This window comes from Blastopirellula marina (assembly GCF_002967715.1).
GTDB lineage: Bacteria > Planctomycetota > Planctomycetia > Pirellulales > Pirellulaceae > Bremerella > Bremerella marina_B.
Genome location: NZ_PUIA01000038.1, coordinates 217,586 through 233,868, shown reverse-complemented (window position 1 = coordinate 233,868; position 16,283 = coordinate 217,586). Strand labels below are relative to the sequence as shown.

Here is a 16,283-nt window from a genome sequence, read left to right as displayed (position 1 = left end):
AACCTAGTCGCGACACTCTTCTATCCTTTAGCCCCGGGGACTCTCTGATGTTGCCGCTATTTCGACCGCTGGCGTGGAGTTTCGTCTTTGCTGTTTGCCTTCCTCTCATCGCGACGGCTGCCGAAGGCGACATCGAGGATGCAACCAGTGTCGATAACACACTTTACGTCCTGGCACCAACCCCTATTCGCGATGCCTTACAAGATCGCAAATACGACGAAGCGATTCAGCTGATCGACGCCGATCTGGCGAAAGATGGAGGGGACAAGGAGCAACTGCTTTACCTCAAGGGGCGAGCCCTGCATTTCGCTGGTAAATACGAAGAAGCCGTAAAGGTGTTTGAAGAGCAGCTGAAGCGGTTCCCGGACGCAAAATGGTCGCGCAAAGCCAAATTCGCCATAGGTATCGCTCATGCACGGCGGGGGGACTATCGCAGTGCGGAAGCAGCCTACCGCGAACAGGCTCGCTACCTTCTCTCGCTCGATCGCAAGGAAGAAGTCGCGGAAATCTACCTGAACCTGGCAAGCGTTGCCTACGAGTGCGGTGAAGAAACTAAGGACAACAACGAATACACCAAGGCGTTGCAGTTCTATCAGAAGGCCCTGGAAGTTGGCCCCAAACCCAAGACGCGGGACAAAATCAACCTTCAGATCGCTCGCAGCCAGAATCATCTGGGGCGTCAGGGAGATGCAATCAATGTCTATGCGAATTTGGTTTCCAACAGTACTGATCTGCCGATCAAGCTGATTGCCCGCTACGAACTAGGGGACCTTTACCTGCACGCAGGACAACAGGCAGCAGCACGGAAGACCTGGGAAGACCTGCTGGCCCTGCACGAAGGGGAAGACTCCCCGCTCCTGCCCAAGGCAGCATTTCGTCTCGCCGAAACGTATAGCTTTCCCAATCCCCCCTCCGAGCAAGACCTGGAACTCGGAGTCGCGGCCCTGGAAGAGTATTTGGCCAACTACCCGGAGCATGAAAGCGTTCCCGAGGCTCACTTCCAACTTGCCCGGGCATTCTCGAGTCGCGGACGTGGCGATGACGCCGTTCAGGCGCTGCAGTCATTTTTGAAGATCGAACAATTTGCCAGCACCGATGCCTATGCCGAAGCCCGATTTCTGTTGGGTGCTATCTATGCTCAGCAGAACAAGTTTGACGAAGCGATTGCCGCCTGGAGTGAATACCTCTCGAAGCATCCGACCCACTCGAAGTGGAGCGAGGCCCAGCAGCGTATTATCAACACCCAGTATCAGAAGGCCGAGTTTGCCTACTCCGAAAAGCAGTATGACGAGGCTCGCAAGCTCTGGCGAGAATTCCTGGTGAAATACCCGGTCGACTCGCGTTCGCAGCAGATCCAGTTTCAAATCGGAGAGAGCTTCCATCGGCAGGAAAACTGGGCCGAAGCGATCTCTTCATGGCAGCAATTGGCCAGTAAGTTCCCCGGGTCGCAGATCGCGGCTCAAGCGAAATACCACATCGCGCTGACGACCGAACAGAAGTTAGGGAAGCTTGCCGAATCGATCGAGCTTTACAAAGAGCTCGCCGGAACACCTTTCGCATCGCAAGCCCAAGAGCGCATCACACGACTAACCGGCGAGCAACTGGAACTCGCGACGCTCCGCAAATTTCGCTCGAATCAGAAGCCTTCGATTCAACTGAAAACACGGAACCTGGAAAAGGTAACCGTACAGATCTATCCAATTGATCTCGAAACTTATTTCCGGAAGATGCAAACCACCGGTGGTATCGAGAGCCTCGACATCGCTCTGATCGACCCGGCCAAGAGCTTTACCTTTGAGGTACCCAAATACGAGAAGTACCGTCTCGACACACATGACGTCGAAATTCCCATCCCGCTGCCTGGTGACAAAGATGGGGATAAGGTAGCGGAAGCCGGCGTGGTTGCCGTCACCGTTACCGGAGCCACGAAAGAAGCCACCACAGTCGTGCTACAGAGCGACTTGGACATGATCGTCAAAAGCTCACGCGACGAGGTGTTCGTCTACGCCCAGAACATGAAGACGGGCAAGCCGTGGGGGAATGTTCGTCTGTTGATGTCCAACGGCAGCGAAGTCTTCGCCGAAGCGACGACCGGTGAGGATGGTGTCTATCGAGCGAGTCGTGACGAGCTTCACGGCTCCGGCGATATCCGGGTGCTGGGTGTCATCGAGGGGCATTCAGCCGCGAACATCGTGAACCTAAGCGGACTCGATGTAGCTCGGGGACTCGAGCGACGCGGCTACCTTTATACCGATCGCCCTGCGTATCGTCCTGGCCAGCTGGTGCATGTCCGCGGCATTATTCGCCATGTGAAAGATGATCGCTATACCGTTCCCTCAGGAGAAACCTACCAACTGGAAGTGCTCGATCCACGCGGGCGTTCGCTGCTGTATCGCGAGGTCAAACTTTCTAACTTTGGTTCAGCAGGCGGGCACTTGCTGTTGCCGGCCCAGTCGCCGGTTGGCTCGTATCAGGTGGTGATGAAGTCGAGCAAGAACAAGGAAGAAGCCTACTACGGCAACTTCCAGGTCGCCGAATTCCAACTACCGCGAATCTTCCTCGAAATCGAAACCGAAGAAGACGTTTATTATCGCGGTGAGGTCGTCAAAGGAACGATCACCGCGAAGTACTATCATGGGGATCCGGTTATCAATCGCAATTTACAGTACTTCCTGGATGGCAAGCAAATCGATGCCCAGACCAATAACAAGGGGCAGGTCGAATTCGAGTTGCCGACGCGCGACCTGCGAGATTCCAAGGTGGTACAGATTCAAGCCCGGATGCCCAGCGAGAATGCTTCGACGGCGAAGAGTGTCTTTATTTCGTCCGTGGGCTTCACGATCAACGCTTCGATCGTTCGCGATACCTATTTGAGTGGTGAATCGTTTGATGTTTCCGCCAGCGTAAAAGACCTGGAAGGGGAGCCCCTGGAAACCGATCTGACTCTTTCCGTGATGCGACTAGCCAGCGACGGGCCAGGGCAGGCACAGGAGGTTCTCGTATCGAAGGATGAGCTCAAGTCCAACGCCAAAGGGGAAGCCCGACAGACGTTGACACTTGAAAAGGGTGGCAACTATATCCTTCGTTTCACAGGCGTCGATCGCTTCAAACACGATATCTCTGCCCAGACATCGGTGAATATCTCGGACGAGAACGACCGGATTCGTTTGCATATCCTGGCAGACCGGCACCTGCTCAAGTCAGGCGAAAAGGCTTCGGTTGACGTACACTGGCGTGGGGAACCGACGATGGCTTTGGTGACGTTTGAGGGTTCGAAGATCCTCGACTATCGCCTGGTGGAACTCAAATCAGGCAAGAATGCGTTGAAGTTTGATGTCGATACGTTCTTAGCCCCCAACTTTCAGCTGGCAATCGCGGCGATGACCGACGTGAAGAAGAACGTCAAGCTGGAAGATACCGAGTCCCCGATTCGTTTCCATACGGCAGACAGCGTCTTTGAGGTTGAACGAGACCTGCGGATCGAGCTGAAGTTGCCGAAGAATGCCCAACCAGGCGACACGGTGAAAGCTGAGCTCAAGACGACCGATGCGTTGGGAAATCCGCTTCCGGCCGAAGTGAGCCTGGCCCTGGTGGAGAAGAGCCTGTTAGACCAGTTCCCGCCGAACTGGACCAAGCCAAGCGACTTCTGGCAAGGCAATCCCCGTGTCTTCGCGATGCGGGCAACCTCCAGCATCGACTTCCATTATCAGCCGACAACGGAAGAGATCGACGAACAGCTATTGGCCGAAGAAGAACGTCTGGAAGCGGCCGAGGAAATTCGTCTCGAACTAAGTGACTTCAGTCGAGCAAACAGCCGTGACTTTGACGGTGTAGCGAACGACCCCTTCGGTGCAGCCCCATCCGATGCCAATGCCGATGATTACGGTTCGAATGCCAACACCTCAGGCATGGGTGGCTACGGGGGCGGATTTGGTGGCGGCGGTGGATTTGGCGGTATGATGGGACGACCTGGGTACGCCCAGCCGAATGCCCCCCCGCCTATGTCCGAACTACAAGCGGCAGCCCAACCGCAGTCGCAACGACTACGTGCACGTGCCTCCATCACCGAGAAAGAGCTACTAGCAGGCAAGAAGGTCGTTGCTGGTCAGCGAGAGCTGTACGACTTCCAACTCGGCGAGCAACAGCTTGGCTGGGGAGCCAAAGACGTTCGCTGGGACGACATGTCGACATTCCAGGAACGTAGTTGGTATTTTGATTCTCAGGGGAATGCCAATCTCGGCGTGCAGGTTCTCGATGCCCAAGGACGCTATTCGAATCGAGCCATTCAGGTAGCGGATGGCGGAGTCGCGAACCCTGATTTTCTATTCGCTTTGGTCGACGAAGCCGCCAAAAATGGAGACCTCTTGCTGCCAGGCCTACCGCCTCAGGAAACGGCATTCTGGGCTCCCAACCTCGTTACCAATGAGAAAGGGCTGGCGAGTGTCGAGATTACACTGCCCCCCAATTCGACGACCTGGAAAATGCTATCCAAGGGAATTACCGTCGAAACCTTGGCCGGCGAAACGGAAGCGGAACTGACCGTCGCCAAGCCGCTGTTTGCTGATCTGACCTTGCCAATGGCACTGCAAAGTGGCGATTCGATCAAGATTCCGGTGCGTGTCTTCAAGACCAATGGTAAACCAGCCAAGGTCGAACTAGCTCTGGAAATCAGCATTGGCGAGAAGAAAGTTACGCAAAAGAAAACGATCGAATTCAAGGAGGAAACTGAATACGATCTCCTCATACCACTTGAGATCGATCCGGCTTCGGTGAAGAGTGCTGATCCGGCCGTGGCCGAATTTCGTCTGGAAGTCCGCTCTGGCGACATGGCCGATGTGCAGCGTCAATCGGTGCCCATTCGCTTGCGTAGCTATCGCATTGTCCGCTCGGCAGCCGGTCAGGCCTCAAGTGACATGACTGCCGTTGTTAAGTACCCCGAAGGCATGCCGTGGGAAAACCCGATGCTCCATATCGTGATCGGCCCCAACGTGCGGTCTGATCTGATTAGCGTGCTGGATCCTCCGGTCGTGCCGCTTTATCGCTGTGGAACCATCGCTGCGACACCAATCGACACCCTGACAAGCGATATCCTCGCCGGCATCGCTCTGGAGAACTTACTGAAGCAAAGCCCCGACCAAGGCGGACCTTCGCTCGATTCAGTTAAATCCAAAGTCGATGCGGCAATTGCTTCATTAATCGTCATGCAAAACGACAACGGCGGTTTTAGCTGGAGCGGTTCTCAATCGGCCACGAACCGTTACTCGACGGCTCGGGCCCTTTGGGCATTGGCCGCTGCCCGCAAGGCTGGCCATCGCATTGACACCGATCTCATCCAGAAGTCGGTCTATGCCCTGAAGAACGAGATTCCGAAACTACCGGTGGGCGACTACGACAGCAAGGCGACCCTGCTACATGCGTTGACGATTGCGGACGCTGGCGACTTCTCACTAGCCAATCAATTACATCGCAATCGCCCGTCGTTGACCGCTTCCGGTTGTGCATACTTGGCGCTTACCTTTGCAGAGATGAACCGCAACGATACGGCTCGCGAGTTGACCGACCTGGTCAAAACCAAGATTGGTCAGCAGGGAATCGCCGGTTGGAACAGTTCGGACGTCGAGTCCAAGGCCTTATATGCTTTGTGCGTTCTGGCAACCCAGCCAAAGTCGCCAGAGATGACAAAGGTTGCCCAGGAAGTTCTCCACTTACGCAATGGTCATCGCTGGCTACCCGACAAAGCGACGGGACCTGCGATGATGGCCGTTTGTGGTTGGACATCGGGTCAGACCTTGGCCGCCGACGAGTATCAACTAGCGATCCTGGTCAATGACCAGGCAGTGAAGACCCTGAAGATCGATGCGAAGAGTCTCACCCAATCGGTCGAGATTCCTGCCGATTTTCTGAAGCGAGACAAGCAAGAGACTGTTCGCTTCCAGTTAACCGGGCGTGGTGAGTTCACGTACCGCTGTGAACTGTCGGCCGATGTGCCGCTAGACAAGCTGAAGTCGAATACGTCTCGCTGGTATGTGCGTCGTTATTACGACCCAGCACCACTACGCTTTGATGGCGAAGAGATTCCTCGCGGTTTCGGAGTGGTCAGTGGAAGCTATCAATCGTTCCGAAATGATTTGACCGAACTGCCATCCGGCGAACGTGGCCAGGTCCACGTGAGCATTTATCGCAGCAACGTACGAAATGACGAAGAAGAACAACAGATGGAGTACCTGGTCGTCACCGAGCCTATTCCGGCCGGGGCAACAGTCGATCCGAGTTCAATCAGCGGAAGCTTTGAACGCTATGAGATCCACCCAGGCTACATCTTGTTTTACCTCGGCCCAAGCCGTGGATCGCGTCACCTCAACTACGAACTGGTCGGCATTCAGCCTGGCAACTTCTACACCGGCCCCACACTGGCCCAGGACGTCTACCGCCCGGAAAGCCTGGCCGTGGGAGAGTCGAAGTCGCTGAAGGTTCTCGCCAACGGTGAGGAAAGTAGCGACAAGTATCGACTTACGCCCCAGGAACTGTTTGAACTGGGACGTCGCAAGTTCGAGAAGGGAGATTTCGCCGGTGCCGAAGGTCATTTGACAGAGTTATTCAGCAACTGGTCGCTCGATAATAATCCATTCCGCGAGACGACCAAAATGCTGTTCGACATCCACCTTCAAGCCAACCACTCGGCGGAAGCGGTTAAATTCTTCGAACTGCTGATCGAGAAGTTCCCGGACGAACAAATCCCTTTCGCCAAGCTACTGAAAGTTGGCGACGCCTATAATGAATTGGGTGAATACGAACGAAGCTACCTCGTCTTCCGAGCGACTGTCGAAGCTAACTTCATGGTCGAAAGCCAGGTGGCCGGCTTCCTGGTCGATCAAGGAGAAGTCATCCGCAGCATCAAGGTGATGGAAGACCTGCTTAAGAACTCGCCTCAGGAATCGTACACAGCGATTGCCGAGTATGCGTTGGCAACCGACGTGTATGGCAATGCGGCCCAAGCCGCGGCATCGCGTGAAGCCAAGAACCTGAAACTGACCAAGGTTCACTTCCTGAAGAAATCGCTGCAGATGCTCGAGCAGTTCCTGACTACGCATCCCGAAGATCCTTCCGCGGATGAAGCCGCATTTGCGTTGGCATCAGGCATGACGGAACTCGAGCAGTACGATCAAACGATCAAGCTATGCAAGAAGTTTACGGATCGATATCCCAAGAGTGATTACTTGAGCAGTTACTGGTATCTGACGGCGTTCTGCCACTTCGCCCTGAGCCAACCGGAACAGGCATTAGAGATGTCGGACAAGGTCGCCCAGAGCGTGCCAGCATCGCAGCAGAACTCCAACAGCGTTGCCGCCCAGAATCGCTGGAGAGCCATCTACATCATGGGGCAGATTCATCATTCGCTGAATCAGGCCGCCAAGGCGATTGCCAACTACACGGAAGTGAAAGATCGCTTCGTCGATGCGGCTCAGGCAATCAATTACTTCACGCGGCAAGCAATTTCGCTGGAAGAAGTAACCAGCTTCCTACCGGATGAAAAGGTTCACCTCACCCTCGATTATCGCAACGTGAAAGACTGCGAAATCAAGGTCTATCGCATCGACCTGATGAAGTTTGGCCTATTGCAACGCAATTTGCAGAAGATCACCACGATCAACCTGGCCGGTATTCAGCCGCTACACGAAACGACCATCGCGTTGGGGGATGGTAAAGACTACCAGGATAAGGAGAAGGACGTGCCGCTTCCATTGAAAGAAGAAGGTGCGTACCTGATCGTTGCCCGGGCAGACAACCTGCACGCCAGCGGGCTGGTACTGATCAGTCCTTTAAAGCTGGACGTCAACGAAGATCAAGTGTCGGGACGTGTTCGCGTTACGGTTAAAAACAAGCTAAAGGACACCTACGTCGACGACGTACACGTCAAGGTGATCGGCACGAACAACTCCGATTTCGTTTCCGGCGATACCGATCTACGGGGGATCTTCATCGGCGATGGCATTCGAGGCCGCAGCACGGTGATCGCTCAGGCCGAAAAGGGAGAGTATGCGTTCTTCCGCGGGACGACCGACCTGGCCCTCACACAAGAGGAACTGAATCGTCGTAGCACCTGGCAAGTCGAGCAGGGCGTACAACAAGGCGAGCAGGTCCCCATGCCTCAGATGGATGCCAAACAGGAATTGCTCGAAGGGATTCAATCGGGCAATGGCGTCATTCAGCAAGAGCAACGCCGCAACCTGGATCGGTTCTATCGCAACGACGTCAAGGGAGGCATCAAGAACTTCAAGTTCTAAATGGCACAGCAGGTGGCACTGCTCCGCCTAGTCGCGTAGTGGTGCCGCCATGGCCGTTGCAATCGGCACGAAAATGATCAACGGAATGAATGCTGCCAGGGAAGTGGGACGAATCCAGGAAGTTGATCCCATCGCCTTGCAGGCAAGTGTGACCGCATAGAAACACATCACCAGCAGCAGGCAATAGCCGATAGCGATGAAAATGTTGCGATTCTCTTTTCGCAGCACAATAGGCAAGCCCAGAAAGAGCAGCGTGATGTCGAGAAACGGCTGCACGATTCGGCTGTGAATCTCGGTACGGACGTCAGCTCCGACATCGAGGCTGCGATTGCTGAGTGTGGCAATTAAATCGTAGGTAGACGCATAGTCACGCCATTGGCTGCTGGCGGTAAGCTGCTCAAAGGTAAGCTCCGTGGCCAGGAAGCATTGATTGGGCTTGAGCCAGTCGTGATCGGCCGGCATGAGCACCAGTGGCGTTCCCTCGAAGTCAACCGACGCAACCCCTTCAGTCGATGCAGGCTTGGTCAGGTTGTCAATCAGAAAGCCACTAGGATGCTCCGGGGTGGCGGCCAGATAATAAGCATTCTCGCCATTGATCTGATTGCCGATCCCCTCGTAGCTTTGGTCCAGCCGAAAATTGGGAGACTCAATCCGAGAATCGCTGGCAACCGTCGCGGCACCATTCAAAAGGACACCGGTATGGTTATCGAACTTGGGCTGAAAGGTCTTCTTCGATTCGCCAAGCCAGTCCTGGGCATTACGAGTCAAGCGATCCATATACTGAGGAATCAGTAGTTCGCGATTCAAAACGCCCAAAATAGCGATGACAATCACCGCGATGATCACCGGGCGGACAATACGAGCCTGAGAGATGCCTGCGGCCATCAAAGCCGTCATTTCGTTGTGACGCTGAATCCACGTCACCGTAAACATGGCTGAAATGAGAGTCAGGATCCCGCTGGTCATGCCAAAGAAGGTGAATACCCGCGGGCTGTAGTAATCCCACAGAACACCAAACGTACTTCCCGTTTGGTCACCGTATTTGAGGAACTCGTCGAGGTTGTTGAACGAGTCGATAACGATGAACAGCCCCGTAAAACTGATAAAGAATATCAGAAACGACTTGAGGAACTGTATCAGCAGGTATCGGTCGATCAGCAACATAAGGTGGGCCTTTCGGCCGGTTTGCTAGCACTGGCGAAGTACGATTGGACGGGATTTATACCGATTTTGGACCAATCTCCAAAGACGAAATGTCTCGATTCGTTTGACGGCCCCCTTCGCAGAGCTGATAAAATCAGCTGGCATCACATAATTCCCCATCCTTATTTCATGACGCTGAGAGCTCGGATTCCATGTCTCAGAATTCCATCTCAAGCACGATTCGTCATGTCGGACGGTCTGTGGCAGGTCTCTTGCTGCCTGGTTGCTGCTGCCTTTGCTTGAATGAAGTCGTTGCGTATCGGAACCCCAAAGTCCTCTGTCCGAAGTGCGAACAGGAAAGATCCGAGGCCAAAAAGTGTGTTCGCTGCTCGGCCGTGCTATCACACGGGAACGCTCTTCCCTCAGAAGACTGTCCGGCCTGCCATCATCTCAAGCTTCCCTTTGAAGAAGTAACCTCGATCGGAAACTACGATGGGCTACTGCAAGAAGCCGTGCTGTTTGCGAAGAGCAATCGTGGCACTTCCGCGGCCTGGGATTTAGGGCAACTTCTCACCAGTAGTCTGGAGCGGGATGCGGACATTCAGCCCTGGATTGTCCCAGTTCCCATGCACTGGACCAGGCGAATTCGACGTGGTACCGATACGGCCGCGATTATCGCCTCTTCTTTTGCCCGCAAGACAGGTTGGCCCTACCGCAAGCTCGTCGTGTGCCGGCGTCCTTTGGCCAAGCAAAGCGAGTTGCCTATCACCGCCCGAAAAAAGAACGTACGCAACGCGTTTAATATGCGGGGTTTGGTTCCACTGGATCGTCCGATTGTACTGGTAGACGACATTATGACGACGGGAGCTACCTTGGTTGAGCTAGCCCGCGTTCTTCGCAAAGCCGGGGCGGCGGAAATCCGCGTTGCCGTCGCCGCTCGTTCCACTCCCCAGTACCTTAACGTTTAAGCGGACAATGCCGGCAATTTTCATGAAAATGCAACCGGATTGACTATTTTCGTCGCGTAGAAAGGATCGAAGCAAGAGGAAGGGCATCCGCGCGCCGTGACGACCAGCGTATTCGAACGTACAGAAATTGCCCCAACCAAGGATGGCCTTACCCGGTCCTGAAAACTGTCTTGCTTATTTAAGAGCTGACAAGGTATTTCCCCCATGGCCAATGAAGTGACCAAGACCGATCCGAAAACCGTAAGCGGCTTTTACGTGTTTCGCAGGGCTGTTTTGCGCGGCCTGGCGATCGCGGCACCACCGTTGCTGACGATCGTTATCTTCATTTGGATCTTCGCGACGATCCAAAACTACATTCTTGTCCCCATTGAAACGACGGCCCGTTCGACGATTGCCTGGGTCATTCAGGATGTTCATCGCGAACTTCCCAATGCGGCTCCTGAAGCGACGCGGGCCGAATACGACTCTGAGATCTATCGCAAGACAGCCAATGGTCAGTGGGTACCCGAGAAGATCTACAACTTCGTTTACGAGCACCTCCACGACCAACCGATGCCGGCATCTGGGTATGGCGTGTATGAGCAGTATGTTCAACATCGCTGGTTGAAACGGGAACTAACGATTCCTTCGCTGCTAGCCGTGTGTTTGCTTGCCCTTTATTTCACCGGAAAATTTCTGGCAGGGGGACTAGGCCGCATGGTGTGGAACGCCTACGAGCGGCACGTCGTACAGCGTTTGCCAATCATTCGAAACGTTTACGGTTCTGTGAAGCAGGTCACTGACTTTTTGCTAAACGAACAAGAAATTCAGTTCACCCGCGTGGTTGCCGTCGAATATCCACGGAAGGGGATGTGGTCGCTTGGCTTTGTTACCAGCGAAAGCATGCTCGATATCAAAGATAAAGCTGGCGAGCCGGTCGTCACGATCCTTATTCCGACCTCACCAATGCCAGCTACGGGTTTTACCATTAATGCCAAGAAGAGCGAAACGATCGAGCTGAATATCACTCTCGATCAAGCATTTCAATTCATCGTAAGTTGCGGGGTGGTGGTTCCACCACACCAACAAACCCAGGTATCCCCTGTTGCCGGGCAGATTCAAGCTCGCTTGAAACAAAAGCAAGATTCTGATTCGAGCAGCGAATCACAGCAGGAAAGTGGCTAGAACGGCCAATTTTGATACATCGAATTATCAGTTTTCGCGAATATCCGCGATTGCCGATTACCCCAACTCCCCTAATGCTCATTTGTTTTGTATGCTAATAAATCGTTCAGTTCTTTAGCCAGCCTAATCACTTATTGAACGTGATCTGACCTATTGGTCTGGTAGCAAAAAGTCTGAAATCACACCAAGACGTCGGCCTCAGCCCAATCCTGCAACTGGGTCTGACGACCTCCATCTCATCCCGCCTTCGATTCATGGAACGAAAAAGCACGTATGAATGGTGAGCCTCTCCGCATCGGTACGCGCAGCAGTCCTCTAGCTCTGTGGCAAGCCCATTGGGTTGCCGAAGAACTTAAACGAAGCGGCCAGCCCGTCGAAGTCGTTCATGTCTCGACCAAGGGTGACGTCACCTCCGGACCGCTTGGTGAGATCGGTGGCCAAGGACTGTTTACTAAAGAGATCCAAGCGGCTCTTTTAGAGAACCGAGTCGATATCGCCGTGCATAGCCTGAAGGATCTTCCCACCGATCCGACTCCTGGTCTTGCACTGGCAGCCGTTCCTACGCGCGAAGCTTGTGGTGACGTGTTGGTCTCGCGAGGTGGGTTCCATGTCGACACGCTTCCTCAAGGTGCGATTGTCGGCACTGGTAGCGTACGTCGTCGTGCCCAACTGCTGCATGCCCGGCCAGATCTCGATATTCGCGATATTCGCGGTAACGTCGAGACACGTCTTCGAAAGATGGACGAAGGTGAATACGAAGCCATCGTCTTGGCCGAAGCAGGGCTTCGCCGCTTGGAAATGGCCGACCGAATCATTCATGTGATCGACAAGCGCGTCATGCTGCCGGCCGTTGGGCAAGGGGCACTCGGGATCGAAGTTCGTGATTCCGATCATCGTGCCAAAGCAGCCGTTGGCGTTCTGCATCATCCAGACAGCTATCACTGTGTTCAAGCCGAACGCGTGCTGCTAGCGGAGCTTCGTGGTGGCTGCCTGGCCCCGGTGGGTGCTTGGGCTCGGCTAGAACTCGAACGCGACTTGCTCCACCTTGATGGCGTCGTTATCAGTGGTGATGGAGTTCAGAAGATCTCGGCCTATGCCTGCGGACCACCCACCAAAGCCGCGGAAATCGGACGCCAGGTCGCTTCGCAGCTGATCATTCAAGGTGCTCAGCGTATCATCAGCTACGCGAGAACCTCCGGCGGACGCGGTTAGCATTTGCCGCCTTCCGCAATCTTTGCCGACCATGCCCGGCAGCTTTTTCCGGTTGCCGGGCCTTCGGAAATTCTTTCCGCCATGCTGGCGGGCGATGCTATCAGGCAACTATCTATCGATCTCTAAGCGACTTAGAACAATCAGAAAACTTTCTTACGTTGGCGATGAATCTTTGGCACGCACATTGCCTTAGGAAAAAGCGTGTCCGGGGGGGCATGTTTCAGTCCAAAGATTCACCATGGTTTACGGCCTGTATATTTCGGCAGAAGGAGCCCAAGCTCAATCGCGTCGCATGGAAGTGATTGCGAATAACTTGGCCAACGTCGACACGCCAGGCTTCAAGAACGAATTCGCGATCCTCGAAGCTCGCGATTCGGAAGCCATCAACCAATATCTCGATTCGCCGGGCTCCGGCAGCATCAACAACATCGGTGGTGGTGTGATGGTTCGAGATACCCAAACCAACTTCAAGCCAGGCCCGATCACTCCGACCGGCAACCGTGACGACATCGCCATCCGTGGCGAAGGTTATTTCCAAGTCCAGCATGGCGATCAGGTCATGCTGACCCGCGGCGGCAATTTCCTGTTTACTCCAGACGGACGTCTGACAACGCAGGAAGGCTACTCGGTCCTGTCCAGCGACGGCGATCCGGTTCAAGTCGACCCCGAAGCCAAGGCTGTCCATCGCGGAGCCTTTTACAACGAACGCGGCGACGTGGTCATCGGTGGTGAAGTCATTCCACTGGCAATCGCCAAACCCGAATCGAATGCTGACCTCGTGAAGTTCGGCAAGAACCTCTTTCGCTCGCTTGGCCCTGTCGAGCAGGTCCCGGAAGAAGAACGAAGTGCCGCTCCTGGCATGCTGGAACGATCCGCCGCCAATCCAATTACGGAAATGATGGCCATGATCGAAACCACCCGTGCCTACGAATCCAACATCAACATGATCAAATCGCAAGACGAAGCGTTGGGCAATTTGCTCGGCCGAGTCCTGCGACAAAGCTAATATCCCCCTCGTAAAACACACGCGAACTGAAGGCGAACAAGGAAGTAAGCCATGAGCGTCCAAACCCTTTACACCGCAGCCACCGGCATGCAGTCGATGCAAACAAAGCTCGACGTGATCGCCAATAACCTGGCCAACGTGAACACCACCGGGTTTAAGAAAGATCGAGCAAACTTCGAAGATCTTTTCTATGATCACGAAGTTCTGCCTGGTAACCCGGACTCGAGCGGCAACCTTACACCAACCGGAACGGAAGTTGGTCTCGGTGTTCGAGTGTCCAGCGTTCAAACCGACTTCAAGCAAGGCGCATTCACCACCACCGACCGACCGCTCGACATGCTGATCGAAGGCGAAGGCTTCTTTCAGGTGCTCGATCCTAGTGGCGAAGTCTACTACTCCCGAGCCGGAAATTTCTCGGTCAATGCCAACGGCCAGGTGGTTACCGGATCGGCAGGCATCGGTCGTCCGATTCAGCCTGCCATCGTCATTCCGCAAGATGCCACCGCTGTTGAAGTCAGCCCCGATGGAATCGTTTCCGTTCAGCAGCCAGGCTCCAGCACGTTAAACGAAGTCGGCCAGATTCAGTTGGCCACATTCATCAACCCCGAAGGCCTACTGAAACTGGGTGAGAACCTATACGCCGAAACAGGTTCATCCAGTGCTCCGATTACCGGCAACCCTCAAACCAACGGCCTGGGACAGATTCGCAAAGGGATGCTGGAAGCCTCGAACGTTGAACCAGTTCAAGAGTTGATTGATCTAATCACCACACAGCGATCCTTTGAATTGAACTCGCAAACGATTCAAGCCGGCGATCAAATCTTGCAACTTATCTCGAACCTGCGTCGATAGGATCCAATTTTAGAGCCATGACGATTGCGACTGAAATTCGTTCCCTCTTCAGCATCCTGGTGCTTCTGGCTGTTTCCGCTACGGCAATGGCTCAGGCCGATCAGGTTGTGCTGAAAACTTCGGCCGTCGTTGGTGGTCCGCTGGTTCGCCTGGGCGACGTGGCGGCAATCGAAGTTCAGGATCGCGAACTTCGCGGTGAACTGACCGAGATGGAACTGATGCCCGCTCCTGGCACCGATCATTCAACCTACCTGACAATCAACGACATCCGCTCGATCCTGGCTGCTCGGGGAGTTTCCAGCGAACAAGTCGCTGTCACCGGCTCGAACCGTGTTCGCATGGAAGCGGCTTCAGTCGAAGATACCATCGAACACGCTGCCGTATCGGCGAAGCGAGTTCCGCATCGCACTTTCGGTGGCAAGGTTGATCCGCCCCAAGAGATCATGACCGTCGCCCACGTCGTACGTAACGTTCGTCGTGGTGAAGTCATTCAGGCCAGCGACGTTGAAATGCGAGAGCTGACCGTGATTCGTCGTGACGACTCGTACCCTTCCGCAATGCATAACGTGGTCGGCAAGGAAGCCACTCGCACAATCGCCGCCGATCGTCCCGTTTCGTCGGAAGACATTCGCGAACCGATTATCGTTCGTCGTAACGACGTCGTCACGGTTTATGCCCACGCAGGCAACGTCATCGTGCGACGCGAAATGCTAGCCCTGAACGACGCCGGCATCAGGGAGCTAGTCGAAGTTCAGCCGATCGAACCCACACATTTCGGCCGCGCTCGCCAGGTCGAACGCTTTCAAGCCCAAGTCACCGGTCCAGGGGAAGCCATTGTTCTGGGAGGCCACGTGAAGGTTCCCACCTCGAAACCATTGATGCCGCTGCCGCAACCGGAGATCAAACGATGAAATCTGCTACCGTCGCCTTAGTTTTGCTGCAATTGGCATTCATGAGCAGCACCCTGCTTGCTCAGCAAAGTGGCCCCATTTCGAGCCTGGGACAACGCAACATGCCTGAGGGCCAGATTGCCCAAGGCATGCCCTACGACGGCACGACGAAAGATTTGGGCTGGATGTATCGCGAACTGCCGCCACCACGCCAGGTACAGATTCACGACTTGATTCATATCCGTGTCGATGAACGAGCTCAGGCTTTTTCCGATGGCGAAATCGACCGCAAGAAAAGTGGCCAGTATGCAGCAATCCTAACTGACTGGATTCGCTTGGATGGCATTAACTCGATCAAGCCGGCTGTCCAAGCCGATGGAGACCCACGAATCGCTGGTACGCTCAACCAGCGATTGAAGTCGGAAGCCGAAATGGAAACATCTGAGGGACTCAAGTTCACCATCGCTGCTGAAGTCCAAGAGATTCTGCCCAATGGCACACTGAAGCTGGAAGCCCGCAAGACGATCACCGTTAACGACGAGATCTGGGTTTATCACCTGCGTGGCGTTGCCCGAACCGAAGACATCAATCCGAACAACACCGTGCTAAGCGAGCACCTGGCTGATCTGACAATCACGAAGGAAGACCACGGCTCAGTTCGCGACGCTTACCGTCGTGGCTGGCTTTTGACACTGTGGGACAAAGTCCACTGGTTCTAAACGATATCCTGGCGAACCCACACACAACCAAATCATGAATACTC

Annotated in this window: 9 protein-coding genes; 8 read left to right on the top strand and 1 reads right to left on the bottom strand. The window is 54.5% G+C overall.

Going from position 1 to position 16,283, the window contains the following annotated elements:
- Window positions 1-47 precede the first annotated feature (47 nt).
- Entirely contained in the window at window positions 48-8,285 is an 8,238-nt protein-coding gene (locus C5Y96_RS14750; RefSeq protein WP_105354725.1) for a tetratricopeptide repeat protein, read from the top strand.
- 27 nt (window positions 8,286-8,312) lie between these two features.
- On the opposite strand, the gene C5Y96_RS14745 is transcribed toward C5Y96_RS14750, so the two are convergent.
- The gene (locus C5Y96_RS14745) at window positions 8,313-9,449 is read right to left on the bottom strand and encodes an LptF/LptG family permease (RefSeq protein WP_105354723.1); all 1,137 of its coding nucleotides are present in this window, start codon (window positions 9,447-9,449) and stop codon (window positions 8,313-8,315) included.
- Between the two features lie 191 nt (window positions 9,450-9,640).
- Between C5Y96_RS14745 and C5Y96_RS14740 the strand changes: the two genes are divergently transcribed.
- From C5Y96_RS14740 to C5Y96_RS14710, 7 genes are all read left to right on the top strand, one after another.
- The gene (locus tag C5Y96_RS14740; protein WP_105354721.1) at window positions 9,641-10,396 is read left to right on the top strand and encodes a ComF family protein; all 756 of its coding nucleotides are present in this window, start codon (window positions 9,641-9,643) and stop codon (window positions 10,394-10,396) included.
- Window positions 10,397-10,600: 204 nt separating this feature from the next.
- Window positions 10,601-11,560: a DUF502 domain-containing protein gene (locus C5Y96_RS14735; protein WP_105354719.1), complete on the top strand. Its 960-nt coding sequence runs from the start codon at window positions 10,601-10,603 to the stop codon at window positions 11,558-11,560.
- Between the two features lie 273 nt (window positions 11,561-11,833).
- On the top strand, window positions 11,834-12,772 hold the full coding sequence (gene hemC / locus C5Y96_RS14730; protein WP_105354717.1) for a hydroxymethylbilane synthase: 939 nt from the start codon (window positions 11,834-11,836) through the stop codon (window positions 12,770-12,772).
- Between the two features lie 238 nt (window positions 12,773-13,010).
- Window positions 13,011-13,778 (top strand): flagellar hook-basal body protein, encoded by a 768-nt coding sequence (locus tag C5Y96_RS14725; RefSeq protein ID WP_105354715.1) that lies wholly within the window; start codon window positions 13,011-13,013, stop codon window positions 13,776-13,778.
- A gap of 51 nt (window positions 13,779-13,829) precedes the next feature.
- Complete coding sequence (flgG, locus tag C5Y96_RS14720) at window positions 13,830-14,630, top strand: flagellar basal-body rod protein FlgG (RefSeq protein WP_105354713.1); 801 nt, start codon at window positions 13,830-13,832, stop codon at window positions 14,628-14,630.
- Window positions 14,631-14,647: 17 nt separating this feature from the next.
- Window positions 14,648-15,541 carry a flagellar basal body P-ring formation chaperone FlgA gene (flgA, locus tag C5Y96_RS14715; protein ID WP_105354711.1) on the top strand — a complete coding sequence of 298 codons (894 nt, stop codon included), beginning with the start codon at window positions 14,648-14,650 and terminating at the stop codon, window positions 15,539-15,541.
- A complete protein-coding gene (locus tag C5Y96_RS14710) occupies window positions 15,538-16,239 on the top strand; it encodes a flagellar basal body L-ring protein FlgH (RefSeq protein ID WP_105354709.1) in 702 nt (233 codons plus the stop codon). The genes flgA and C5Y96_RS14710 overlap by 4 nt, the downstream gene beginning before the upstream one ends.
- Window positions 16,240-16,283 lie beyond the last annotated feature (44 nt).

What these genes read in the sequence shown, in the direction of transcription:
- C5Y96_RS14750 (WP_105354725.1), top strand. Translation starts at nt 48, where the DNA reads ATGTTGCCGCTATTTCGACCGCTGGCGTGGAGTTTCGTCTTTGCTGTT.
- C5Y96_RS14745 (WP_105354723.1), bottom strand. Translation starts at nt 9,449, where the DNA reads ATGTTGCTGATCGACCGATACCTGCTGATACAGTTCCTCAAGTCGTTT.
- C5Y96_RS14740 (WP_105354721.1), top strand. Translation starts at nt 9,641, where the DNA reads ATGTCTCAGAATTCCATCTCAAGCACGATTCGTCATGTCGGACGGTCT.
- C5Y96_RS14735 (WP_105354719.1), top strand. Translation starts at nt 10,601, where the DNA reads ATGGCCAATGAAGTGACCAAGACCGATCCGAAAACCGTAAGCGGCTTT.
- hemC (WP_105354717.1), top strand. Translation starts at nt 11,834, where the DNA reads ATGAATGGTGAGCCTCTCCGCATCGGTACGCGCAGCAGTCCTCTAGCT.
- C5Y96_RS14725 (WP_105354715.1), top strand. Translation starts at nt 13,011, where the DNA reads ATGGTTTACGGCCTGTATATTTCGGCAGAAGGAGCCCAAGCTCAATCG.
- flgG (WP_105354713.1), top strand. Translation starts at nt 13,830, where the DNA reads ATGAGCGTCCAAACCCTTTACACCGCAGCCACCGGCATGCAGTCGATG.
- flgA (WP_105354711.1), top strand. Translation starts at nt 14,648, where the DNA reads ATGACGATTGCGACTGAAATTCGTTCCCTCTTCAGCATCCTGGTGCTT.
- C5Y96_RS14710 (WP_105354709.1), top strand. Translation starts at nt 15,538, where the DNA reads ATGAAATCTGCTACCGTCGCCTTAGTTTTGCTGCAATTGGCATTCATG.